Annotated in this window: 25 protein-coding genes; 3 read left to right on the forward strand and 22 right to left on the reverse strand. The window is 57.0% G+C overall.

Going from position 1 to position 22,404, the window contains the following annotated elements; genetic code table 11:
• Window positions 1-67 precede the first annotated feature (67 nt).
• The 14 genes from GO986_RS19420 to GO986_RS19485 all read right to left on the reverse strand — a co-directional run bounded on the left by GO986_RS19420 (window position 68) and on the right by GO986_RS19485 (window position 13,478).
• The gene (locus GO986_RS19420; RefSeq protein ID WP_198170836.1) at window positions 68-1,306 is read right to left on the reverse strand and encodes a lanthionine synthetase LanC family protein; all 1,239 of its coding nucleotides are present in this window, start codon (window positions 1,304-1,306) and stop codon (window positions 68-70) included.
• Window positions 1,296-4,088, reverse strand: coding sequence for a lantibiotic dehydratase (locus GO986_RS19425; RefSeq protein WP_157461140.1), 2,793 nt, complete (start codon window positions 4,086-4,088; stop codon window positions 1,296-1,298). Before GO986_RS19425 ends, GO986_RS19420 begins: the two co-directional genes overlap by 11 nt.
• Window positions 4,089-4,812: 724 nt before the next feature.
• Window positions 4,813-5,613, reverse strand: coding sequence for a CopD family protein (locus GO986_RS19430; RefSeq protein ID WP_157461141.1), 801 nt, complete (start codon window positions 5,611-5,613; stop codon window positions 4,813-4,815).
• Between the two features lie 8 nt (window positions 5,614-5,621).
• Window positions 5,622-6,020: a copper resistance protein CopC gene (locus GO986_RS19435; RefSeq protein WP_157461143.1), complete on the reverse strand. Its 399-nt coding sequence runs from the start codon at window positions 6,018-6,020 to the stop codon at window positions 5,622-5,624.
• The gene (locus GO986_RS19440; protein ID WP_232337909.1) at window positions 6,017-6,430 is read right to left on the reverse strand and encodes a DUF1775 domain-containing protein; all 414 of its coding nucleotides are present in this window, start codon (window positions 6,428-6,430) and stop codon (window positions 6,017-6,019) included. Before GO986_RS19440 ends, GO986_RS19435 begins: the two co-directional genes overlap by 4 nt.
• Before the next feature lie 542 nt (window positions 6,431-6,972).
• On the reverse strand, window positions 6,973-7,380 hold the full coding sequence (locus tag GO986_RS19445; RefSeq protein ID WP_232337910.1) for a hypothetical protein: 408 nt from the start codon (window positions 7,378-7,380) through the stop codon (window positions 6,973-6,975).
• A gap of 22 nt (window positions 7,381-7,402) precedes the next feature.
• The gene (locus GO986_RS19450) at window positions 7,403-7,765 is read right to left on the reverse strand and encodes an ArsR/SmtB family transcription factor (protein WP_157461146.1); all 363 of its coding nucleotides are present in this window, start codon (window positions 7,763-7,765) and stop codon (window positions 7,403-7,405) included.
• Between the two features lie 35 nt (window positions 7,766-7,800).
• Window positions 7,801-8,448, reverse strand: coding sequence for an SCO family protein (locus GO986_RS19455; protein ID WP_157461148.1), 648 nt, complete (start codon window positions 8,446-8,448; stop codon window positions 7,801-7,803).
• 24 nt (window positions 8,449-8,472) lie between these two features.
• Window positions 8,473-9,363, reverse strand: coding sequence for a cation diffusion facilitator family transporter (locus tag GO986_RS19460; RefSeq protein ID WP_157461150.1), 891 nt, complete (start codon window positions 9,361-9,363; stop codon window positions 8,473-8,475).
• Window positions 9,356-9,931, reverse strand: a complete 576-nt coding sequence (locus GO986_RS19465; RefSeq protein ID WP_369409485.1) for a DUF305 domain-containing protein — start codon at window positions 9,929-9,931, stop codon at window positions 9,356-9,358. Before GO986_RS19465 ends, GO986_RS19460 begins: the two co-directional genes overlap by 8 nt.
• Before the next feature lie 20 nt (window positions 9,932-9,951).
• Window positions 9,952-10,452, reverse strand: a complete 501-nt coding sequence (locus tag GO986_RS19470) for a thioredoxin-like domain-containing protein (RefSeq protein WP_157461152.1) — start codon at window positions 10,450-10,452, stop codon at window positions 9,952-9,954.
• A complete protein-coding gene (locus GO986_RS19475; protein WP_232337911.1) occupies window positions 10,449-10,994 on the reverse strand; it encodes a signal peptidase II in 546 nt (181 codons plus the stop codon). The genes GO986_RS19470 and GO986_RS19475 overlap by 4 nt, the downstream gene beginning before the upstream one ends.
• Window positions 10,991-11,239: a glutaredoxin family protein gene (locus GO986_RS19480; RefSeq protein ID WP_157461154.1), complete on the reverse strand. Its 249-nt coding sequence runs from the start codon at window positions 11,237-11,239 to the stop codon at window positions 10,991-10,993. Before GO986_RS19480 ends, GO986_RS19475 begins: the two co-directional genes overlap by 4 nt.
• Window positions 11,232-13,478, reverse strand: a complete 2,247-nt coding sequence (locus GO986_RS19485) for a heavy metal translocating P-type ATPase (RefSeq protein WP_157461157.1) — start codon at window positions 13,476-13,478, stop codon at window positions 11,232-11,234. The genes GO986_RS19480 and GO986_RS19485 overlap by 8 nt, the downstream gene beginning before the upstream one ends.
• Window positions 13,479-13,600: 122 nt before the next feature.
• On the opposite strand from GO986_RS19485, the gene GO986_RS19490 reads away from it, so the two are divergent.
• Window positions 13,601-13,846, forward strand: coding sequence for a DUF2171 domain-containing protein (locus tag GO986_RS19490; protein ID WP_157461159.1), 246 nt, complete (start codon window positions 13,601-13,603; stop codon window positions 13,844-13,846).
• Window positions 13,847-14,041: 195 nt separating this feature from the next.
• Here GO986_RS19490 and GO986_RS19495 read toward each other — a convergent pair whose 3' ends face one another.
• The 8 genes from GO986_RS19495 to GO986_RS19530 form a co-directional block, all read right to left on the reverse strand.
• Window positions 14,042-14,599, reverse strand: coding sequence for an AAA family ATPase (locus GO986_RS19495; RefSeq protein WP_198170839.1), 558 nt, complete (start codon window positions 14,597-14,599; stop codon window positions 14,042-14,044).
• Between the two features lie 182 nt (window positions 14,600-14,781).
• Window positions 14,782-16,296 (reverse strand): apolipoprotein N-acyltransferase, encoded by a 1,515-nt coding sequence (lnt, locus tag GO986_RS19500; protein WP_369409486.1) that lies wholly within the window; start codon window positions 16,294-16,296, stop codon window positions 14,782-14,784.
• Between the two features lie 27 nt (window positions 16,297-16,323).
• Window positions 16,324-16,905, reverse strand: a complete 582-nt coding sequence (locus GO986_RS19505; RefSeq protein ID WP_232337913.1) for a M23 family metallopeptidase — start codon at window positions 16,903-16,905, stop codon at window positions 16,324-16,326.
• A gap of 334 nt (window positions 16,906-17,239) precedes the next feature.
• Entirely contained in the window at window positions 17,240-17,464 is a 225-nt protein-coding gene (locus GO986_RS23515; RefSeq protein ID WP_369409487.1) for an integrase core domain-containing protein, read from the reverse strand.
• Between the two features lie 15 nt (window positions 17,465-17,479).
• Entirely contained in the window at window positions 17,480-17,800 is a 321-nt protein-coding gene (locus tag GO986_RS23520; protein WP_157461167.1) for a DDE-type integrase/transposase/recombinase, read from the reverse strand.
• On the reverse strand, window positions 17,712-18,086 hold the full coding sequence (locus GO986_RS23525; protein ID WP_157461169.1) for an IS3 family transposase: 375 nt from the start codon (window positions 18,084-18,086) through the stop codon (window positions 17,712-17,714). Before GO986_RS23525 ends, GO986_RS23520 begins: the two co-directional genes overlap by 89 nt.
• Window positions 18,080-18,346 (reverse strand): transposase, encoded by a 267-nt coding sequence (locus tag GO986_RS19525; protein WP_198170843.1) that lies wholly within the window; start codon window positions 18,344-18,346, stop codon window positions 18,080-18,082. Before GO986_RS19525 ends, GO986_RS23525 begins: the two co-directional genes overlap by 7 nt.
• A 281-nt stretch (window positions 18,347-18,627) precedes the next feature.
• The gene (locus GO986_RS19530; protein ID WP_157461172.1) at window positions 18,628-20,256 is read right to left on the reverse strand and encodes a S8 family peptidase; all 1,629 of its coding nucleotides are present in this window, start codon (window positions 20,254-20,256) and stop codon (window positions 18,628-18,630) included.
• A gap of 227 nt (window positions 20,257-20,483) precedes the next feature.
• Between GO986_RS19530 and GO986_RS19535 the strand changes: the two genes are divergently transcribed.
• On the forward strand, window positions 20,484-21,431 hold the full coding sequence (locus GO986_RS19535; protein ID WP_157461174.1) for an EAL domain-containing protein: 948 nt from the start codon (window positions 20,484-20,486) through the stop codon (window positions 21,429-21,431).
• Window positions 21,432-21,522: 91 nt separating this feature from the next.
• A partial coding sequence (locus GO986_RS19540) for a tetratricopeptide repeat protein (RefSeq protein WP_157461175.1) occupies window positions 21,523-22,404 on the forward strand: 882 nt, incomplete at its 3' end.

Here is a 22,404-nt window from a genome sequence, read left to right on the forward strand (position 1 = left end):
TATCTATAAAATTTAAAACATAACTTCAAAATTTTAAAAGAATAAAACGGTATGGCTGTTAAAGTATTCATACTGAAATCAACAATAGCCTTGGCAGCTGCATTTCACCATTTTGTATGGCATTTAAGGCTGCCGTAACGCCTAAATATCCATCCAAGAGACTTGGATCCCGATCATCGCCTGGCTCTAAAACACACTCAGCTATCTGGCTTAGATGTGTTATAAGCTGATGGTGTATATGGTAATTATGCGGCTCATTGCCCTCTAAATACATATTCATTAAGTATCCAGTTTTTCCATGGCAAACTCCATCAAAATCTATGCGTTTATCTTCCATGTCTTCATAAAGAGCAGTTTTCACTAAAGCGTGAGCAAATTGGGCAAATCTATTATCTCCTGTAGCTCTATATGCTAAAGAAAAGGCGCGAGCCCCACCTGGATTCCCATAGCACCAAGCTGAACGAGTTCTCCCCTGATGATTTCCCTCAACGTCTATTATCGCTGGCAAGAAGATAGAACTTCCATCTTTGATCGAATTTTCTATAATAAAATGTCCTATAGATGATAAAATGTTTGTCAAAATTTTAGTTTCGTCAGTTATATTCATTGCAATTACGCTTAAGGCGGCAAGAACGCCCGAAAGTCCATGTGCAAAACCCATATTATAATATGGATTTTCGATCTTAGCTAGCGATTGTAATGAAATTCTAGGATCCACAGTAAATGCCGCAATGCCTTTAGATTTGTAAATATCTACTAGAATATTAATATTAGTAAGCAGAAAATTAAGATTTTCAATATCATCCTTTTGTCTGCTTTGTGCAGCTAATATACCTGTTATACCGTAAACAACGTCAAAATCTAATTCATGCCTCTCTTCTCGCTTAAAATTTTCCATAAGCTCAGGAAAACGTTTTGCAATTGCAGAATTGAGCTGATATCTAGCTTTATTAAGACCGCCGTATTTATAAGAAACTTCTTGAAGAATGCTATTTAGTCCGACTAAACCGTCAAAATATGTAATCGGGATCTGATCCAATCCTATATCATTTACTCTAGTCATTACTTTTTTTAATAAGATCTGAATTGCTTTTAAATTATCAGTTGATTTGGGCATTGAGGACAGCGCAAGAATAAGAGAGGGCTCGCCGTAACAAACAGACCAAGCTTGCCAATTTCGCTGTGAAAATTGCCCATCTGTCATACTTGTCTTGATTAAATCTTGCTCCAACCTATTATTGTCTAATACATCTATGGCAAATTTGTTAAAGGCAAGCTGTTTGTTTTTAAGTGATTCAATAGGCATGAGATCTCCTAAGACGAGAGAGAAAGGTTTTATAAATAATATGATAGACAGAAAGCTCATCAGGGCGCGACAAACCTAAGCGGTTGCAACTCATATGCATTACACTCATACATATGTCATCAAACTGCTCCTGATCATCAAAATTCTTTTGAGCAGACTCCCAAAGTATCTTGACTGAATTGTATTGAAATTCATCTTCTTTTGGTTTCTCACTTAAAAATAAATCTAATACATGCTTATAATTTCTTAGCCTCTCGCTACTCGAGTTCTTTTGCGATGGAGATAGGTTACTACTAATATAATCTTTATATCGACTAAAAAAATCTAGTATTTTTATATCTGTTAGTAGTAAAGAATATGCCATTTGAATTATGTGCTTTATACTCAAGAGGAAATGATCTTCATGTAAATTTAAAATTTTAAAAACTATGCAACTATCGTGATGAAATAAGTCTTCTATAATATTTAATGCTAATTGACCTCCATATCTGAAGACTTCACGTCTATATATATCAGTTCGAATGTCTGCAGCGTACGACTTATCAATAAGCAATAAATTGAGATCATCTATACATCCTCTCAAATTGGAAAATATAACTGCATTAGACGATTTAAATCTTACTCTTAAGTGCTGACGATCATCTGAATATCTTACAAAAAACATTTTGACTTCGCCTATATCTTTCACATACTCATAGATCATTTGAAGTATTTCTAAATGCATTTCTGGTTCGGAATAATATTTAAAATATAAGTACTCGTTTGAAGCAAGAATAGTAGTTTTGTCAGGTCGTCTATAGAGCCTACTGCCCCTTGAATCACTCTCTAAAACTTTTTTTACTGAATCAAAGCCTATAGGAATAACAATTTCATGAGTATACTTCTCTTTATTCTCGTCTTCTAGCCAAGATGACTGCTCATGAAAAGATTCTTCGCACCTAGTAGCACCTTTCTTAATTAGATCCTTCAACAGCGTAACTTGTAAAGGATGATCCAAATCGATAATAATCTTGTGATCATGCGTCCCAACTAATATAAAACGGTCAACCTCATTTTTTTCTCGCCAGCTTTTTATTTCATTTGAGCTACTTTTCGCACTGGGTAAACGCCAAGAACAAGACGAAAGAATAAGAGAACCATGTGTAATTCTAGGTAAGAAGGACTCTTCCCGAAAAATCCCCCATTGCCATGGAGCAACTTCCGGAAAGTGCATAGCACTGACATCAAAAAGGAATCTTATGGCTGTAGGTAAATAGGCTGGACTCAACATGCTAGAGGGATAAATAAAAATTTCTGCATTCCGAGATGCTGATATGATGCGAAGTTTGTTGTTTCGAAACACAATTTTTATATCATTTAATGAGATATTGTCTTCTGCGCCTAAACCATTAGTTAAGATAGTATTTGGAAAAGAAACGTTATGATGATGTATATCAGTTAATTCCCCCATTGGAGGTGTGTATTGAATGTCCGAAATAATAATAGATGATGTATTAGAGCAAGCGATTTCTTGAGAAAGTCTATTGCCAATAGATTCATCGAAAACAGAAAAACGAAACATAGATCTTCCGGCTGGAACAATTCCATTTATAGAATGAAGTAGGAGGCGTGGTGAATCTGATCCGCTGTCTATTAATACCGTACAAAATACATCTGTTGTAATATTATCCGTTGTAGAGTTAATAATTTTTAATTCATCTTTAATATCTACACTCCGTTTACCATCTTTTACCGCACAAAGAATCAAGCGATGACATATACCCTGAAATGTACTCAAGTCCAAAGGTGCTGAGAGTCGATTATTCGAATATTCTTCCGGTAGACCCATTGAGACAGATGGATCTAAAAGATCTAATAAAGAAATTTCCGCTTCTCCGTATCGCTCGTAAAAATCTTGAGCATACTTTTGCAAAGTAGGAGTTACATATAGATTGGCCAGCTGGGCCATAACTTGACTGCCTGATTTTGCTAGATTGTATACTTTATACGTTAAATTATTCTTTGACAGATTAATTTCAGCATTAATCTGAGAAGTTTTAGTTATTTTTAAGGAATTATCATATAAGTATAAGAAGGATTTTTCAAATAATGCAAATATGAATTTGACGGCCTGCCATTTATCTAATGAAAAGTCAGTTTGAAATTCTTCCATTAAATTTTCTAAATCGCATGGATTAGATTGTTTAATTTTTTCTAATATCCAGTTGACTGGTGGCGTGAGGCGAATACTATTTCTTGCACTTGGAACATCACGCGAACTTACATTTGAAATTTCTAGATATAATCTTTTTCCGCGAACCCTTAGCGATGGTGATAAGAATATTTTTGGACTTTGAGTTATAGTATTCAGATAATGAGTAAATTCATCCAATGTAGGAAAATTCTCAGAGAAACTTTGCAGATTTTGCAGACTTGGAGAGTGTCGAATTTTCAATGAGGCCTCGCGTTGAGGCAAAATAGAATTATCAGGTGCAAAATAACCTAGTCCTACACCAGAGAACATTCGATATGGCGTTGATCGAGTACAGGCGCGTAAAAAATATTTAAGCAGAGTTCGGTTGAGCTCTTCTTTATAGATTTTGTCGGAATGTACTTCTATTCGCTCAAGCTCTGCTAAGACATTGGGTACATGCTCGCGAAGTATTGAAGTAAATTTCGAATCTTGAAGAAAAAATTCAAGCATTTCTTCAGCTGATTTAATAGCTTCGATATCCTTAAGCCGAGAAATAGGGAAAATAGGCGAGCGAAGAATAAAAAATTGATTGTCTTTAGGCTGATACATTTTATCACCAACATCAGAAAGAAATATGAAGTGGGGATTCGACAGATGTTCACCTGTCGAATCCCCACTTCCTTTGAATCAGCAGCAATACTTAGATGTGGTCGGAGCAGGCTGATTAGGCATTACTTGACCCGATCGCATACTCGCTGAGGGTCTTGGAGGCGGCGGCGTGGGGATACAGCAGCTAGAACTGTCTGAGCAGTCACCAGTAAATGGGCACAACAAAGAGTGTGTAGGATGATTCGTGCCAAGAGTGACAGGTCCTCCAGCTTTAAAGTCCAGATCAAAATCGCTCATAATACTCCTTATCGAGAAATACTTCGAAGGCCGCTTTCATGCCGTAGTAAGCCTTGAACAAGATAAATATCTTGTTCAAACGACATGACACCGAGTGACTTGCAATAAGTGCATATTCACCACGTCGTAGTGGGCACTTATTGAAGGCAGGGTGATGCTATCAAAACGCTATTAGACTGTGGCGAAGATTTGACCATGGCTGGTTAAAATGTATGTGCAAACGCTTTGAAAGTGTCTCAGACGCACTTTTCATCCTACTGAGAGGCGTGGTGGGTACGGGATGCAGTGCAGATCTGACCGACCAGGAATAGTCACGCCTTGAGCATCTGCTTCCTGGACCGAATCAGACGAGAGGTCCACATATCCACAGGCATAGGGCACCGCTTGAAAGAGCCGAGGGAGATATCCCTCGGCTCTCTGGTCTTCCCTACCCGAATAGTGGGTAAGTTGGCACGGTGCCGTGTGCTGGCGTCGGTGTGACGGACAGAGACGCAGTGAGGGTCACGATCAGTCCCAGCAGCACCAGCTCCAGCGACAGGAGGCCGTAGACCTGTTTCCGCTGAGCGAGGAAACGCCGCAGAACGCCAGCGGCCGCCAGGGCAAGGACCACGAAGACCAGTTTGAGGAGCAGCAGCTGGCCGTAGCGGGTGGTCAGCGTTGGCCACCCACCCGCGTGTTCCCAGGTGGCGACCACGCCCGTCACGCCCAGGATCACCACACAGACTGTGGCCACAGGCCTAAAGCGGCGCAAGGCGGGCAGACGCTCTTCAGGCCCGCCCAACAGGTTCAGGACACCGCCCAGCCACACGGCCATCGCGCCGGCGTGCACCGCATGCAGCAGCCGCACACTGGGGCCGTGGGTGGCGCCGTGGCCCAGCCCACCCAGCCCCCAGAGCAGCGTGCCGGCCGCCAACAGACTGAGCCAGGTCGGCCAGCGGGAGAGGGCACTGGCCAGCAGCAACGCTGTGCCCAGCAGCACGGTCAAGGTCGCCCGGCCTGGGACCGTCTGCTGCAGATAGACCGGCACATCCGGCCAAGTCAGGTAGCCCAAGGTGAACAGGGTCACCCCCACCTGGATCAGGCTCCCAATGGAGATCAGCCCCGCCCCGAATGCCAGCCAACTGCCACCGGGCTGGTTGTCCGGCCGCCAGGCCCGCGCGGCCACGCCACCGACCAGCAGCGCGGTCCCCAGATACATCAACAACTTCGTCAGTGCCAGAACAGACATCCGCCGCCCTACCGAACAGTGAAGGTGCGGAAATCTGTGACTGGGTGGCTGTCATCCGACAGGATCTTCCAGGCCACCACGTATACACCTTTGGGCAGCGCCGTTTTCAGCGGCAACCGAATCAGGGCCGCTGTGGCGGGCAGATTCACCGCCGCCGTGGCCAGCGCAGGGACACCAGCCTTCAGCGCCAGGGCGGCGGTCGCCGCCTGCGCTGGCGTGCTGGACGCAGGAACACGCATCACGCGGAAGCTGGAGAAGCGGGTGCTCAGCGGTTCACTAAATTGCAGCGTGACGGCTTCAGGCGCCGGCCCTGTGCTGCCAGGCGCCGGTGTCACCCGCGTCAAGGCCGCGTGTGCCTGCGCGGTGCCCAGCGTCAAGGCGATCAGCCCAAGCAGGTGGCGCCTCATTTGATGGTTACGGTGCTGGCCGGCCCCTGGTCAGGGTTGCTGCCGTCCCAAGCCGCTACAGAGCCGTCGCTGTACGTCTGGTAGATCTTCCACACCACGTCACCGGCCGCGGCTGGGTTCCGGGCCTGAAAGAAAAAGCGGGCGTACTCCATGGGGGCCACGCGGCCTTTCCACACCACTTCCGTGACGAGGCCATCCGCGTTCTTGGTGACAGTGCGGGTGAAGCCGGGTGCCGTTTCGAATCGGGTCAGACTGACCCCACTCGGCACAACCAGCCGGATCTGGGTCGTGCTGATCTCTTTTTCAGTGGGGACATTGAGCCGGTAGGTTTCAGTGATGCCGACCTTGCTTTCACCCAGACCTGCTTCCGTACGGACAGTGGCGTGAGCGCCAGCGACAGACAACAACATGGTAGACAGCAGTGTAAGGACAAGACGGAACATGGGACTCCTTCAGTCAGTGGAGAAAGAGGCGAGTGGCCGAGCAGCGTGACCCTTCACTGGGTCTGGCGCTGTGAATGCAACCCATAGTGGGTGGCGCCCGGGCCTGCACGCGCCAAACCAGGCGAAGAGCCAAAGTGTCAGGAGGCCGCACCCTGAGGGCTGGCCGATCAAGTCTGTGGTCTGGCTCCGGTAAAGGGTCTGGCGCCAGGGCAAAGGCCGCCGAGAAGCAGTACACGCAGTGAGGCCCGTGGCCCTCTGCCGAGTCCTGATGGCCTGTTGCCGGAGCGTGGCCTTGATGGGCTGGCCTCGCCGGCGCAGGCGGCGCCACTGGATCGCGAACCAGATACACGAACGCGCCGAGCAGACTCAGCAGGCTCAGCACCCAGGGCTGCAAGGAGCGGTTCATCCCTGGGCACACCCAACGCGCCTCGGCTGAGGGGTCCAGAGCCGCAGAGAGGGTTCGTCAGCCGAGCCCCCGGCCGCCGACGGTCCGACGACCCAGCCTTTCGTCAACGCGGCAACCCACTGATGGTGATCAGGGTCTGGTCGCCCTGCTTGACCGCTGTGTAATGCAGTTCAGCCGGCAGTGTCTTGCCCATGAAGGCGGAATAGTGATCCGGGGCCATCAATTCATCGTCTAGCAGGACGTAGCCCTTTTCCCTGAGGCCCTGAGCCGCTGCCAAGGGCTGCCAGCCTGGCACGAGGTACTGCTCAACGCGGCTTTCCCCGGCGCGCACCTCCTGACGGTAGCTCGCGCTGTTCGGGCAGGTCGGTGTCAGGCCAGCAGGCAGAGGGGTCAGCCCATTCCAGAGCGTGCCTGGACGTTCAATGCAGTACAGCGGTGAGCGCCAGCGCAGCGTGTCGGCCAGCCACCAGCCGGTCGGCACGGCAATGACCACGCCGCCCAAGAGGGCCAACGCGAGGGAAAGTCCTCTGCCTTTACTCGCGGGCGTGGTCCAGGGCATTTCGAATGGTTGTCGTGACATGGTGATCAAGGAGTCGATAGTAGGCGACGCGGCCATCCTTGCGGAACGTCACGATACGGCCGGTCCGCAGCAGGCGCAGCTGATGACTGACGGCACTCTCGCTGATGCCGACCACAGCGGCCAGATCACACACGCACAGCTCGGTGGTTTGCAGCGCACTGAGAATCTTCAGGCGAGTCGGATCAGCCATCAGTTTCAGGAAGGAGGCCGCGTTCTCAATGCACCTCTCTTCAGGCTGCTGTGTCCGGGCCAACTGCACGGCCTCCGGATGCAGGCAAGGCACTTCACACACGTCGTCCTGAGAGGCTGTTCTCATTACGTCAGTGTAGACGCTCACCGCTTGACTCGCCGTCACCGCAGCACCGTCTGCACGTCCGACGCAATCCGGTCGGTAAGATTCAGCTGCGTGTAGTCCCAGACCACCCGGCGCTGCCCTTCCCGGTCCACCAGGTAGACCCCCGTCGTGTGGTTGACGTCATACCGGTCTGGGGCCGTCACGTTCGAGTATTCAAACCCCACACCCCAGGCGGCCGCGGCGTCGCGCAATTGACTGGCGGGAATCACCAGGCCGCGCGCGTTGGCGCTGAAGTAGCGGACATAGGTGCGCAACTCGGCCGGCGTGTCCCGTTTCGGGTCCACGGTGACCAGGAGGCTGATCAGCTCCTGGCGCTGATTCTCAGGCAAGGTCTGCCGCACCCGTTCCAGCGCCGCCAGGGTCGTTGGACAGATGTTGGGACAGTTGAGAAAGCCGAAAAAGACGGCGACGGCTTTTCCCTTGAAATCAGAGAGCGCCAGTGGCTGACCATTGTCTCCAGTGCCTTCAAGAGGAGGCGCGCCTGTGCCTGGTGAATAAGCCGTACCCAGCAGCCCCTGTGGATTGCGCAGGCGACTGTAGAGCAGGGCCGCCGACAGGAGAGCGGCCACGGCCAGGAGCGCCAGGGTGAGTGAGCGCTGCCAGGGGCGAGGGCGAATGGCTTGGGAGGCAGGGGTTAGGGTCATAGCAACTCACAGGGCAAGAACGGGTCAGTTGTGCAGGTGATCGTGGGCGCTCAGCGGGGCCCCAGGCGGCTCAATCTGGACAGTGACGTGGTCGATCTCGTACTTGGCGGCAATGTCAGCCACCTGACGCTGCACCAGTGGCATGGACGCGGCACTCACGACATGCGCGGTGAGGCTGTGCTGGCCACTCGTGACGCTCCACACATGGAGATCATGGACGCCCGTGACCTCTGGCAGCGCCAACAGGTCGGCGCGCAGGGTATCCAGGTCCAGTCCCTCCGGCACACCTTCAAGCAGCACGTTGACGCTGGCCTTGAGCAGCGCCCAGGTCCGTGGCAGCACCCAGAGCCCAATCAAGGCGCCCAGCACCGGATCAATCCAGCTCTGACCCGTGAACCGGATCAGGATGGCCCCCACGATCACGGCCACGGACCCCAACAGGTCCCCCATCACTTCGAGGTACGCCGACTTGATGTTCAGGCTGTCCTGACTGCCCTGGGTCAGGATGCGGGCACTGATCAGGTTGATGATCAGACCCGCCGTCGCCACGATGAGCATGGGGGTCGTTTGAACGTCGACCGGCTCCTGCAGCCGCCGGTACGCCTCAATCAGAATGTACAACCCGACCGCGAACAGCGCGGCCGCATTGACCGTGGCCGCCAGAATCTCGGCGCGGCGATACCCGAACGTGCGGCGTCGGTCGGCTGCGCGCTGCCCGAGCTTGAGTGCGAAGAGCGATAAGGCCAGTGCCATCACGTCTGTGAGCATGTGGCCCGCATCCGACAGGAGTGCCAAGCTACCGGAGAGCAGCCCGTACACCACCTCAACGATCAGGAAGCTCCCGGTCAGGAGCAGGGCCAGCGTCAGTTGACGGGCGCCGGCGGCCGCCCCGTGGGCGTGACTGTGTTCACTCATGATTCATCATGTCCATGTTGTGGGTGGGCAGCGGCTCAGGCGTCACGCCGCGCCCGGCCAGCAGGGCGTCAATCGCCTGAATCTCAGAGCGCTGCGCCGTGACGACCCGCTGGGCGAAGGCCCGCACCTCTGGACGACGCACGGTGCCCAGGGCCGACGTGGCCATCTCGACGCCGCCCTGATGGTGTCGGCGCATCAGGGTCAGAAAGCGGGTCTCGGCCGTGCGGGGAGACAGTATCTGCAGGGACATCTCGTCGGCTGCGGACGCCATGCCCATCGCAGAGCGGTTCATGCCGGCCATGGGCGCTTCGCGACCGGCCAGTGAGCGGCTCCACGCCATCAGCCAGCCCTGCAGCTGGCCGATCTGGGCCTGTTGGGTAAGCAGGATGTCCTGCGCGAGCAAGCGGATCTCTGGATCAGCCGCGCGTTTGACCAGCGTGACGCTCATGTTGACGGCCTGGGCGTGATGCGCGGCCATATCCCGGGCGAAGGTCACCTCTGGATTCGCTTCAGATGGGAGCCGGGGCCAGGTCACCGCCACGCCGACACCCAAGGCCGATACGAGCACAGCCGCGCCAGTCCAGCCAATCAGACCGTATCGTCGTACGCGCCGCTGCACGAGGCTCCAATCTCCGGGGCTTCACCACCCTGCTCGTAGGTTTGGACGAATGACTTGATGCGCGGATCTGACGCGTCCTGCACCTCCAGTTGCTTGTTCCAGGCACTCAGCACAATCGGCGCCTTTTGCGACTCATGGGGCGAGAGCAGAATGTACGTCCGCCCAGCCAGGCTGTCTTTGAGCTGCAGCACCTGACTGGCGCTCAGGCCCGGCTGATACGAGATCCAGACGGCCCCATGTTCCATGCTGTGGACAGCGTACTCGTCGTACAGAGGCCGGTTATAGATCCCGCAGTTCTGCCAGGCGGCATTGTGCTCGCCCCCCGCAGGCGGGCGCTGGGCGTACTCAAGGCGACCAGGCTTGTGGGCGCCACCTTCAAATTTGAAGGTCTGGACACCTTCAATATCACCACCCGTCTGGTTACAGGCTGCGAGAAGGACAGTCAGGGACAGCAACATCAATCGTTTCATAGGTTCTCCTGAAAAGGCGTGGGGTGAGTCGATGGAGTCTGGCGCTGAGCACGCCGCTCCCGCCACCAGGACACGAGCAGCAGTGCGGCCACGCCAGCGCAGACGAGGACATCGGATAGGTTGAAAATGGGAAAGGGGCGACTGCTCAGTATGTTTGATACTCGGTCTAGCAGCGGTGAGGTCAGGTAGTCCACCACGGCGCCGCGCGCCAGGCCGTCCAGTGCGTTGCCCAGGGCACCTGCCGCGATGAGGGCCACTGGCCAGATCAGAGCCGGCCGTACCCGCTTGACGACCAGCGCTCCAATCAGGCCCACACCGACCAACAGCCGCAGGACAGCCAGTGGAACGGCGAAGCTGCCCAGCAGGCCCCACGCCATGCCTGTGTTGTACGTGAACCCCAGGTGCAGGACGCCGGGCACCAGAGGGCGGTCAATCCCCGGACTCAGGTGCTGAACGGCCCAGGCTTTGAGCAGCCCTTCCCCCACCAGGAGGAGGGCGATCAAGGCCACTGGAGCCCAGAGGACCGGCCGAACAGAGCTCATGCCTGGCCTGCCAGCGCCGCTAGCAGGCCAGGCCGCTGCTGATCAACTGGACCAAAGAACACTTGGCTCCCAATGACTGTGACGGGCGCGACCCGGACATCCGTGACCTGCTGCAGCTCAGCCAATGCACTGGGGTCCTGCCGCAGGTCTCGGACACGGAACGCGGCGCCGCACCGGTCGAGCAGGCGTTTGACCGCTTCACAGTCGGCGCAGTTGGGGACGGTGTACACAGTGATCTCAGGCATGCTGAGGCGTCGGCTTGGGGGTCAAGGTGAGGCGAGGCGCGCTCCAGCCGAGCAGTCGCAGGGCATTGGCAGTCACGAGGGCGGTGGCGCCCGTATCGGCGAGGATCGCCATCCAGAGATTCGTGTAGCCCAGGAGGGTGGTCACCAGGAAGATGGCCTTGAGCCCCAGGGCAAAGGCAATATTGACCTTGATGTTGCCCATGGTCGCCCGCGAGAGGTTGACCAGGTCGGCCACGCCCGAGACCCGTTCTTGCAGTAGCGCCGCGTCGGCAGTTTCCAGCGCTACATCCGTGCCGCCGCCCATGGCGATGCCCACATCGCTCTGCGCCAGGGCGGGGGCGTCGTTGATGCCGTCGCCAACCATCGCCACGCCACCCTGAGCCTTGAACCCAGCGATCAGGCGGAGCTTGTCTTCCGGCAGCAGTTCCGCCTGCACGTCCAGGCCCAGGTCGCGGGCAATCGCCTGCCCGGTGCGGGCGTTATCCCCGGTCAGCATGACGGGCTGGACCCCCAGGCGGCGCAGTTCCGCGATGGCCGCGCGCGCATCTGGGCGCGGCTCGTCACGGATGGCCAGCACCCCGAGGGGCGAAGAGCCGTCCAGCAGGACCACCGCCGTGCGGCCCTGTTCCTCAAAGCGGGTGATGGTGGCCTGCAGTTCGGCGTTCAGCGGGGCCAGGGATGCTGCGTGACGGGGCGACGACACACTCAAGGGGCGGCCTTCCACGGTGGCGCTTACCGCTTTACCGGGCAGGGCCTGCGCGTCGGTGGCGGCGGGCAGCGTGAGGCCGGCCTGTCCGGCGGCCGCCGTGATGGCCTTGGCCAGGGGGTGACTGCTGCCCGCTTCGACGGCGCCAGCCAGGCGCAGGACCTCATGCTCTGTGCGGCCCAGCCCCACCACGTCCGTCACCTGTGGTTTCCCTGCCGTCAGGGTGCCCGTCTTGTCAAACGCCACGGTTTTGACCGTGCCGATGGTTTCCAGGGCGCCGCCCCCCTTGATCAGCAGGCCGCGCCGGGTGCCGGCGCTGATGGCACTGGTGATGGACGCCGGCACGCTGAGCACGAGGGCGCAGGGGCAGCCGATGAGCAGGAGACTGATGCCCTTGTAGAGCCAGTCGTGCCAGGCCCCACTGAAGAGGAGAGGCGGCACGAGCGCGACCAAGGCCGAGACCAAGACCACCCCAGGCGTGTAGTACCGGCTGAAGCGGTCGATGAAGCGGGCCGTGGGGGCCTTGCTGCCTTCGGCCTCCTCGACCATGTGGATAATCCGCGCGATGGTGTTGTCTGACGCGGCCTTGTCCACCCGGAGGGTCAGGGTGCCGTCGGTGTTGATGCTGCCGGCGAATACAGGGTCTCCGGAAGTCTTGACCACCGGCACGCTTTCGCCAGTCACGGGGCTGTCGTCGAGACTGGAGGTGCCCGTCAGAATGGTGCCGTCGGCAGGGACACGCGCGCCTGGATTGACCTGCACCGTCTGGCCGACCTGCAGGGCGTCCGCAGGCACCTCGCGGGTCTGGCCCCCGTCCAGCAGGAGCGCCGTCTTGGGCGCCAGGGCAGCGAGGGCCTGAATCCCCGCGCGGGCCCGGCCAGCGGCGACTCCTTCCAGGAGTTCGCCGACGGCGAAGAAGAACACCACGACGGCGCCTTCCGGGGCTTCTCCAATGGCCACGGCGCCAATGGCCGCGAGGCTCACCAGCATGTTGATGCTGAAGGGGTCGCCCAGGCGCGCACTGGCCACAGCTTTCTGGGCCAGGGGCCACACCCCGAGCAGGGTGGCAGCTATGAAGCCGGCAGTGGCAAAGCGGGGTTCGAAGAAGCTGAGCAACCAGGCGGCGGCCAACAGGAGGCCGGAGGTCACCACAAGGCGGCCCTGTCCGGTGCGGTACCAGGGGGTGCCGGCCGGGGCGACCTCGTGGGTGTGCCCGGCGTGATCGTGGGCGCTGTGGTCGTGAGAGTGATCTTGCCCGGCGTGCTCAGGCGCAGGTTTGGCGGGCCTGGACAGCATCAGAGATGGGGTGTAGCCCAGAGCCTTGAGGTTTTTCTCGAGGGTGGCCCGGGGGGTCTGGGCCTCGTCCAGCTGCAGGGTGAGCGTCTGCTTGCTAAAGCTGGTCTTGACCCCTTCAGTGCCGGGGAGGGTGTCGACCATGCGCTCGACCTTTTGGACACAACTGGCGCAGTCCATCCCGTCCACGAAGTAGGTGAGGGGGTCCGGTGGGGCAGGCCGGTTGGGGGAGGGCGTCATACGCCCATGATAGCTGAGCCACCATTCATATGTAAATCTACTCAGACATGAAGGTAAGTTTGGTGGGGCTTCACCAGGTGAAGGGAAGCTGCCCCTTACGCTCAGGGTCAGGAGGACAAACGATGACTGGACAAGAACAGATCAAGGAGCACATGCCCGTCTTTTGTGCGGATGGCCAGCCTCACGGAGAAGTCGACCGGGTGGACGGGGACTACATCAAGCTGACCAAGGATGACTCAGGCCGGCACCACTGGCTGCCGCTGAGTGCGGTGGATCATGTGGACGCGCACGTTCACCTCAACTTGAGCCATGAGCAGGTGCATCAACAGTGGCTCAGCGAAGATCCGCATCCTGAGCACCGGCAGTAAACGGGAGAGACGAGCGGCGGCCTCACCTTAGGCCGCCGCTTCCTTTTGACTGGGTGAGGGAGAGATCGTTCAAATCAATTGGCCGTTGATGGCTTGGTGTCAGGGAAGCTGCTGCCTGACGCGCTGAGGCGAACGCCAGGTCCCAGCCGTGGCCCCGTCTCAGCAGGACCCTCGGTATCCATTCTGGTGGCCCTCTCAGCCTTCAGGACATTGAGGGAGAGCGCCGATATGGCGAAGGATCTCGTCCACCACCCGGATAAGCGGCTGTGTTGCCTCCACCGCAATGGCGTCCCTGGGCACCCCCTCCTGTGCCAGATGCAGCCGCTCCACCAGCGCCTTTTCTTCCGGTTGGCCGTCCCAATCGGTTGGATCTCGCGCCACCCGCTCGTCCAACCGCCGGTACAACGTGGCCAGATCGCTGACCTCCAGCACAAACACGTTATCAAACAGCCCTCTCAACGCCTGAACATTCCTCAAGCCGCCGCAAAAGAAGGTGATGGCCCGGCTGTGGTCCGCCATCACAGCTTTCACTTCAGCGATATCCCACAGATGGTGTTCGTACTGCCAGACGACCCTGTCGCGCTCGCTCGCATGGAGGGGTTCAGGGACTGGTGCCCCCGTGTCTGGATCACCTCGGTAAGTCAGCGTCCGGTCACCGTGGAGGACGTGGTAGCCACGCCGCTGCAACTCTTCAGCCACCGAGGTTTTGCCTGTACCGGACAGACCTTCAATAAGGTAATTCTTCTGACCCACAGGTCCACCAGTTTACCGAACGTCTCCTCGTTCTCGACAGCAGGCGAGAATGCCTGACCCGGCGTTCGACTTGAGCCCTCACCTTCAGGTTTGCTCTCCTTACAGGCCTCATGGCGTCAAACAGCAGCTTCCTTGGCATCTCCCTGCCAAAGAAGTCCCAGGCGCCAGCAGGATCAGCCAGGCTAGGCCACAGGATGCGCGGAACGCCCAGTTGTCTGAGGGGAACAGCGGATCTGCCCCCGCCGCCTTCTCCACAGGACAAGCAGACCCAGACCGGCTAGCACAGGCACCCAATTGCCCCACCGCACGAAGAGCGTCTGGGAAGTGGCCAGGCCGTACGGGGCGGCGAAAGCGCCGGCTACGCCCCTGGGAAAGCGGGCCACCACTTTCCCCTGGGGATCAACAGCTGCGCTGATGCCGTCATTGCCGGCTCGGATCCACCAGCGCCGGGTCTCAATGGCCCGTACCCGGCCCATCTGGAAATGCTGTTCGGCACCCACAGAAGGGCCAAACCAGGCGTCGTTTGAGACCGTGACCAGGACATTGGCGCCCCCTGCCACCAGAGTGCGGGCCGCGGCTGGAAAGGTGGACTCATAACAGATCAGGACTCCCGCCCGTAGGCGGCCAATGGCAAGGGGCTCCGCCACCTCACCCGGCACGGTACCGGTGAGGGCCGGCAAGCCTAAGGCGCTGAACACCGCGCGGTACAGGCTATCGAGCGCGGCGCGCGCCGGGAATGTCTCGCCGAACGGTACCAACTGCCGTTTATCCTGGCGTCCCCGAATTTGTCCGCCTTGCACCGCGTAGACGCTGTTACGCAGCCCTCTGTCCCAGGTGGGTGCCCCCAGCAGCAACGGCGCTGGCAGTGGGGCCAGCGCCTGACGGACCCAGGGTTCGGTCGGCGCCTCAGGCGCGGCCGTTTCGGGCCAGACCACTAGGTCTGCCGGAGCGGTGCGCAGCCTGGACCGGGTGAGCGCCAGGTAGTGCGCCAATTCATCCGGCTGCCGGCCGGCGGCCTTCCGGCGCGGGTCAATGTTGCCCTGCACCAGCAAGGCCTGGAAGGTGCCGTCAGAGGCGTCTGGCCGGGTCAGACCGTAGGCAGCGGCGAGCAGCAGCGCACTGGCCACGGCCAGCTGCGCGCCTCGGTGTCCGGACGCCAGCGCGGCGGCACTCAGGGCGACGAGCAGTCCCACCAGGGCGACACCGCCCAGGTCGGCCATCTGGATCAGGGGTGTCGGGGTCCAGGCATAGCCGAGACTGCCCCAGGGAAAGCCGAGGGGACCTGCAGCGCGCAGTGTATCCAGGACGGTCCAGGCCAGGGGCAACCCCCACAGCGTGGCCGGGCCCAGCAGACGGCGGGTCAGTGCGGCGGTCAGTCCCCACATGGTGGCCAAGAGGGCGATGAGCAGGGCACTGAGGACCAGGGCACCTGGACCCAGGAAGCTCGAGAGACTGCTGGGTAACCACAGCAGGTGGGCGGTGAAAAACCCGGCGCCGAACAGCCAAGTCAGTTTGAAAGCGTCGGCTGGCGTGCCGCGCGTGATCCCGCGGAAGAGGACCGCCAGGGGCAACGGGCTCAGCCAACTCCAAACCGAGACGAGAAACACCAGACCGAGAATGCCTCCCAGTGCGGCCCAGCCTAGATCGGAGAGCCAGAAACGGTGAAGTGGGACCGACCAGGTACGCATTCCACCCATTTTATCTGCACATCTGTTCAGACTTGATTAAAAGAGACCGTATGGGTTGACGGGGAGGCCCGCCTGATACACGCGGAAGTCCAGGTGAGGCCCGGTGCTGTTGCCTGTGCTGCCCACGCGCGCGATCACTTGCCCTGTGGTCACCTGCTGGCCTGTGCGCACCAAATTGACACTGTTGTGGCTGTAGCGGGTCATCAGGCCATTGGGATGCTCAAGCACCACGGTCCAGCCCCACCCATTGCGAGCATCAAAGGCAGAGCTTTTCACGGTGCCGGCCATCGTCGCGCGGATGGGTGTCCCCGTCGGGGCGGCCAGATCCAGACCGCCATGCTGGGTGTTAAACGGCGTGGTCAGGCGACCCTGCACTGGTTGCACTGCACTGATCCGTACGGAGGCCGTGCGGACGGTGATGGCTGGTGAGGTGCGGGTCTGCACAGCCGGAAGCATCAAGGTCTGCCCGGCTTGCAAGCGGTTGGCACTGACGCCAGGATTGACCCGCAGCAGGGCGGTGATTGTGGTGCCGTGTTGGGCGGCCAGGCCACTCAACGTGTCACCCGCCTTGACCTTGATCGTCGCCGCCAGGCTGGAGGACACCAAGACGGCTGTCATCAGCGCCACTGCAAAGATGTGAATCCGCATAAGACGGCGTGAATGTATCAACCGGGTCAAGCAGGGTGATGAGCGGCCCCTCACGGAGCACACAGAGCGACCCAGCGAGCTTCTCGAATATGGCGTCCAAGCTGAGATACGTGTGCCAGGAGAGGAGCTGAGCCACCATTGCACTGGAACGGTAGTGGTTCAGAGAAGTTACCGCTTACGCCTGAAGATCCAAACGCAATCCGGAAGACATCTGCATCTCTGAATCTCTATTCAGATAAATTGGTGAAAAGTGGTAGTGACGTTCGCCCGTTGATCGGTCCAGCCCGAATGAGTCCAGCCTACTTCAGCCCGCCAATTGGCGGACGAACTCCTGCGGTGTGAGGTTCCCCAGGGAACTATGCGGCCGCACAGCGTTGTCATCCCGCCGCCAGCTGGCGAGGCTCAGTCTTGCTTGCGGCACGCTCAGGAACCAGTGCATATTTAGGAATTCGTCCCGCATCCGTCCATTGAAACTCTCGATATAGGCGTTCTGGACAGGTTTTCCAGGATCGATCAACTGATGGGTGATGCCTTGGGTGTACGCTCATTGATCCAGTGCCCGGCCCGTGAACTCCGGCCCGTTGTCCGTCAAGAGCACCTGTGGCTTACCGCGTTCCCGAATCGCGTCTGCTCGCAGACGCGCCACGGTGCTGCCGGGGATCGACGTCAACGCAGAGCTGAGCACGCACCCCCTTGTGCCGTCGTCCACGACGTTGAGGATCCGGAATCGCTGCCCGTTGGCCAGCTGGTCACTGACGAAGTCCAGGCTCCAGCGCTCATTGGCCCGTGTCGGTGACGTGACTCGGCAGTCGGGTCTGCGCGACCCCCTTTCTGCGGGTCTTTTGACGAACGGCCAAGCCTTCATCTCGATACACGCGGTAGACTCGCTTGTGGTTGACGTTCTCGCCCTGGCGGCGCAGCAGGATGTGCAACCGCCGGTATCCGAACCGGGGACGCTCGCACGCGAGCGTCCGGAGCTTGTCCGCCAGGTCACGGTCATCTCTCGTGCTGCAATGACGCTGTGTAGAACGATGAAAACCAAGGACACGACAGGCCCGGCGCTCACTGATCCCGAACAGGTGCCGCACCTCCCAGATGACACGTCGTTTGATGGGCGTCTGGGATCGCGGCGACTGGTTGGGATTTACCACTTTCGGCTCACCACCTCCTTGAGGATGCTGTTATCGAGCGCCAGATCCGCCACCAGCTTCTTCAGGCGGCGGTTTTCTTCTTCCAGCTGACGGACGCGCTTCGCGTCGTCCTTGGTCATACCGCCATACCGTGCCTGCCACCGGTGAATGGTGGCCTTGGAGACCCCGGACAACCTGGCCACGTCACCGATCGCAGTGCCCGCCTCAACCTGGGCCAAGACATCGAGGATCTCGTTTTCGCTGTACTGTTTGCGCTTCATGACCCCTCCCTGGAGACGATCTTGTCTCATTCGGAGTGGGTCGACAAACCGGGGTCACGTCACACAGTGACAGCCCCCCGGATGCTGTCCAACAGCTTGTGCAGCATGAGCGACACAGTCAGGTGGCGTTTAACAGAACCTCCGTGAAAGTGTGCGGGCATCGGGACAAAGAGTTCGGACAAGCGTTTTTCGTTTGATCGGTTCTCTCTCAGTGGTGTCTGAATCAGTAAGGGGCACGCCAAGGCGTGCCCCTCCAGTCCCCAGCCGCCACTGGGAGAGGATTATTTTGTTTCGACGAGGGTGTACTGACCGCTGCCAGCGTACCCATACACGCCCCAGACATACGTGCCGCTGGTCGCGTTGTACGTAATGGTTTCGCTGCTGGAGGGGGTTTCGCTCTCGGCCACGTAGGCCCAGGTCCCGTTCGTGTTCTTTTTCAGGAGGTAGAGATCAAAGTCGGTGCCGGTGGCGCCAGTGAGGGTCGCTTTCAGGGTACCGCCCGCATAGGTAAAGCCTGCTGTGCCGGGCTGGTAGCTGAACTGGCCAGCATTCACGGTGCCGGTGTAGGTCTTGCTGCCGGGGGTCGGCGTGGGATCAGGGTCTGGCGTCGGGGTGGTCCCGCCACCAGGGTTGGTGAACAGCAGTTTGTTCGGGCTGCCATTGAGGTTCGTCAGCTTGCCTGTCGTGGCGGTGTTGTTCAGCGCCGAAGCGACTTGAGCTGGCGTGTAGCTCGGGTTGGCAGACAGGACTAGGGCGGCTGCGCCCGTCACATGGGGTGTGGCCATGGAGGTGCCGTTCCAGTTCTTATCGTCCACCGAGGTATCGCTGGTCCTCACTGTGCTGAGAATGCCAGTCCCTGGAGCGAGGATATCCACACAGGTCCCGTAATTGCTGCCCAGAGGGTTCCCGTTGCGGTCATAACCCCAGTCCTGAGGATCAGCCCGGCGGTCAGTTTTGGTGGTGGCCCCAACGGTAAATGCATTCGGCGCACTGGCTGGAGAGATCTGGCACGCATCGCCATTGTTGTTGCCAGCGGCCACCGCAATGAAGAGACCCTTGTTGTATGCGTTGGTCACAGCGTCATTGGAGGCCTGACTGAAGCCGCCACCCAGGCTCATATTCGCCACTGCTGGGCCACTCTTGTTGCTGACCGCCCAGTTGACACCCGCAATGATGCCACTGTTGGAACCAGAACCGTCGCACCCCAGCACCTTGACAGCGACCAGTTTGACACTCTTCGCCACACCGTAGGTCGTGCTGCCGACCGTACCGGCGACGTGAGTGCCGTGGCCGTTACAGTCCGTATTCTGACCATCACCCGTCTGGTTGGTGCCCCAAACGGCACGGCCACCGTACTGCTGGTGAGTCGTCCGGATCCCAGTGTCAATGATGTACGCCGTCACGTTGCTTGCCGTGACATCGTAGGTGTACGTGCCGCTAAGCGGCAGGCTGCGCTGATCAACACGGTCAATGCCCCAGGTGGCATTGGACTGCGTCGCACTCGCCGTGAAGGTGGAGTCCTGCTCAATGTATTTCACACGGGGGTCACTGCGTAGCGTTTGTAGGTTCTGCGCGCTCAGTTTGGCGGCAAAGCCGTTGAGGGCCGCCCCGTAGACGTGCTGAATCGTCACACCCTGCGGGTTCAGACCAAGGCTGCTCACCAATCCGCCGGCACTCTGCGCGGACAGATTGCTGACAGCGCCTTCACTCAGGACCACGATGTATTGGCCAGGAATGGCTGCAGGGTTGCTCGTGCCCAGCAAAGGGGCAGCTGTACGCGTCACGGTCGTCGGCAGCGAACCTTGAAGTTCAGGCTGAGCAGTGGGCTGCTGTGCAGTCGGGGTCTGTTGTCCACAAGCAGCGAGGAGGAGGGTCAAGCCAAGGGTTCCAGCAGCGAGCCGTACATTCATATGAGCCTCCAGACAATTGTTCAATCAGTGAACAAAAGGGCCACCGCAGGTGCAGTGCAGGAAAAACGTTGTGGTGACGACGTGAGTGTAGGTGTCAGCAAAGTGTGAATAAACTAATATGTATAGACAATCTTATTGATAGATGATTTTATCGCCAAAATAATTTCATTCATCGGAAAAAATGACTTAGGATCTAAAGACCTTCATCAATACGCCTGGAGCACCTGATGCAACAAGTGCCGAAATCCCTCGTCCTTCCTTCTCTACTCCCTCTGACCCAGGTCATTCAGCATCCTTCCTCCTGCATTGGGTTCTGCTCGCCCGGCAATGCACTTCTGAAGTTGGCGACTACCGCTGGCCGCGACCTCTCACTTTCCAGTCCTCCTGAGAGAGAAGCACCCACACCTCTGCACGCTCCAGAAGAACTCGCTGGCGCACTGCGTCGGGGCGAGTTTGAAGTGCATTATCAGCCGGTCATCTCTGCGCAGTCAGGTCAGGCAGTGAAAGCTGAGGCGTTACTCCGGTGGAAGCCTCCAGGACATCTGCCAATCTCACCTCAGAATTTTTTAGCTCTGCTCGAAGCTTCAGGCGACATGGCTGAAGTAGGAAACTGGGTCTTAAGACAGGCTTGCCACGCGGCGTCCCACTGGCCGGGGACCCGTGTGGCGGTGAACCTATCCGAAGCTCAATTCAGCAAGCGAAACTTTGTGACGGTGGTCAAGCAGGTCCTCCGGGACACCGGGCTTCAACCAAGCCGCCTGGAACTGGAAGTAACAGAAACCATGCTGATGACGAAGTCCTGTTACGCGGCCCGTGCACTCCAGCGGCTGAGGGACATCGGCGTTTGGGTGGTGCTTGACGATTTCGGTACAGGCTATTCCAATCTGGCGTGCCTGCAGGCCTTTCCGTTTGATGGCCTGAAACTTGACCGGAGTCTCGTTCGCCCACTCCAGCAGCGTGACGTGCGCAGTCTCCGGATCGTTCAGGGTATCGTTGAGCTCGGTCAGCGTCTTCAACTTGAAGTGACTGCGGAAGGGGTGGAAACACCCCGGCAGTTGAGAGCGCTCCAGGCGCTGGGGGTCTCTCTGTTCCAGGGATATCTCTTTGCTCGTCCACAACCACACTGGACGCTGAGCAGCATGAATTTAGCTGAGACATCTGGAGCATGCACATGAAACAGAAATGCTTTGTGGAGCTGTGGCGCGATGACCATGAATCTATATGTATTAAGCTACCGTACCAAGTGCACGCTCTTATAGTGAGTTCATGTCAGAGGCTGTAAGACATCTCAAATCGCAAGTGGCGTCTGCCTCAGGGCCAGATCAGCTACGACTCTTGATGGAGTTAGCGTTTGCGCTGCGAGAAGTGAATGCGCGCGAGGGACTGAGCATCGCCCGTACAGCGATTGAATTAGCAGAGGCAGATCGAGATTTTTCAGCGCTGGCATCACTCCTGGTCACTGAGGCCTTGAATCTAGATCGTTTAGGCGATTATGATTCAGCACTTATTAGACTCAATAAAGCACAAAAAATAAATCAGAAATTGGGCGATGTCAGTATCCTATCGAGAATTTGGCATGCTCGGGGCATGATTTTCTCAAATCAAGGCAGATTGCCAGAAGCGCTCCATTATTATTTGTTAAGTGAAGGCGTCTGCGAATCGATACGAAATTTCTGGATGCTTTGCTCAACATTAAACAATATTGGCGTTGTCTATGATCGATTGGGTCGACATAATGATGCCTTCGCATTCTATGAACGGTCTTTAAGACTTGCTCACTCTGTTAGGCGAGAGGATATTGAATTGTACGCAATTTCTAATCTCGGTTTCAACAGAATGGCCTTGAGTTTCTGGGATGATGCCTTAAAGTATCATCGTGAGGCGCTGAGCTCCGCACGGAGACAGGAAAATAGATATAGCATTATCGCTTGTACGGCCAATATGGCCGAGTCATATGGTGCCTTGGGGGAAGTTGAGCTCGCGCATACTCTTTTTCGTGAGGCAATGAGTAGGGCTCGGAGATTAGATGACCGCGAACACCTCGTCGATATACTTTATGAGTATGCGAGGTTATATCTTAAGTTGGGCGAAAAAGAATCAGCCACCGTACTTCTAAAAGAGAGTCTGACATTGGTACAGCAGATGGGT

The organism is Deinococcus arboris, assembly GCF_009755355.1.
Lineage (GTDB): Bacteria > Deinococcota > Deinococci > Deinococcales > Deinococcaceae > Deinococcus > Deinococcus betulae.

Excerpts from the sequence above, each read along its gene's own strand:
- GO986_RS19420 (WP_198170836.1), bottom strand. The coding sequence starts at position 1,306 with ATGCCTATTGAATCACTTAAAAACAAACAGCTTGCCTTTAACAAATTT.
- GO986_RS19425 (WP_157461140.1), bottom strand. The coding sequence starts at position 4,088 with ATGTATCAGCCTAAAGACAATCAATTTTTTATTCTTCGCTCGCCTATT.
- GO986_RS19430 (WP_157461141.1), bottom strand. The coding sequence starts at position 5,613 with ATGTCTGTTCTGGCACTGACGAAGTTGTTGATGTATCTGGGGACCGCG.
- GO986_RS19435 (WP_157461143.1), bottom strand. The coding sequence starts at position 6,020 with ATGAGGCGCCACCTGCTTGGGCTGATCGCCTTGACGCTGGGCACCGCG.
- GO986_RS19440 (WP_232337909.1), bottom strand. The coding sequence starts at position 6,430 with ATGTTGTTGTCTGTCGCTGGCGCTCACGCCACTGTCCGTACGGAAGCA.
- GO986_RS19450 (WP_157461146.1), bottom strand. The coding sequence starts at position 7,765 with ATGAGAACAGCCTCTCAGGACGACGTGTGTGAAGTGCCTTGCCTGCAT.
- GO986_RS19455 (WP_157461148.1), bottom strand. The coding sequence starts at position 8,448 with ATGACCCTAACCCCTGCCTCCCAAGCCATTCGCCCTCGCCCCTGGCAG.
- GO986_RS19460 (WP_157461150.1), bottom strand. The coding sequence starts at position 9,363 with ATGAGTGAACACAGTCACGCCCACGGGGCGGCCGCCGGCGCCCGTCAA.
- GO986_RS19470 (WP_157461152.1), bottom strand. The coding sequence starts at position 10,452 with ATGAAACGATTGATGTTGCTGTCCCTGACTGTCCTTCTCGCAGCCTGT.
- GO986_RS19475 (WP_232337911.1), bottom strand. The coding sequence starts at position 10,994 with ATGAGCTCTGTTCGGCCGGTCCTCTGGGCTCCAGTGGCCTTGATCGCC.
- GO986_RS19480 (WP_157461154.1), bottom strand. The coding sequence starts at position 11,239 with ATGCCTGAGATCACTGTGTACACCGTCCCCAACTGCGCCGACTGTGAA.
- GO986_RS19485 (WP_157461157.1), bottom strand. The coding sequence starts at position 13,478 with ATGACGCCCTCCCCCAACCGGCCTGCCCCACCGGACCCCCTCACCTAC.
- GO986_RS19490 (WP_157461159.1), top strand. The coding sequence starts at position 13,601 with ATGACTGGACAAGAACAGATCAAGGAGCACATGCCCGTCTTTTGTGCG.
- lnt (WP_369409486.1), bottom strand. The coding sequence starts at position 16,296 with ATGGGTGGAATGCGTACCTGGTCGGTCCCACTTCACCGTTTCTGGCTC.
- GO986_RS19505 (WP_232337913.1), bottom strand. The coding sequence starts at position 16,905 with ATGACAGCCGTCTTGGTGTCCTCCAGCCTGGCGGCGACGATCAAGGTC.
- GO986_RS23520 (WP_157461167.1), bottom strand. The coding sequence starts at position 17,800 with ATGAAGGCTTGGCCGTTCGTCAAAAGACCCGCAGAAAGGGGGTCGCGC.
- GO986_RS19525 (WP_198170843.1), bottom strand. The coding sequence starts at position 18,346 with ATGAAGCGCAAACAGTACAGCGAAAACGAGATCCTCGATGTCTTGGCC.
- GO986_RS19530 (WP_157461172.1), bottom strand. The coding sequence starts at position 20,256 with ATGAATGTACGGCTCGCTGCTGGAACCCTTGGCTTGACCCTCCTCCTC.
- GO986_RS19535 (WP_157461174.1), top strand. The coding sequence starts at position 20,484 with ATGCAACAAGTGCCGAAATCCCTCGTCCTTCCTTCTCTACTCCCTCTG.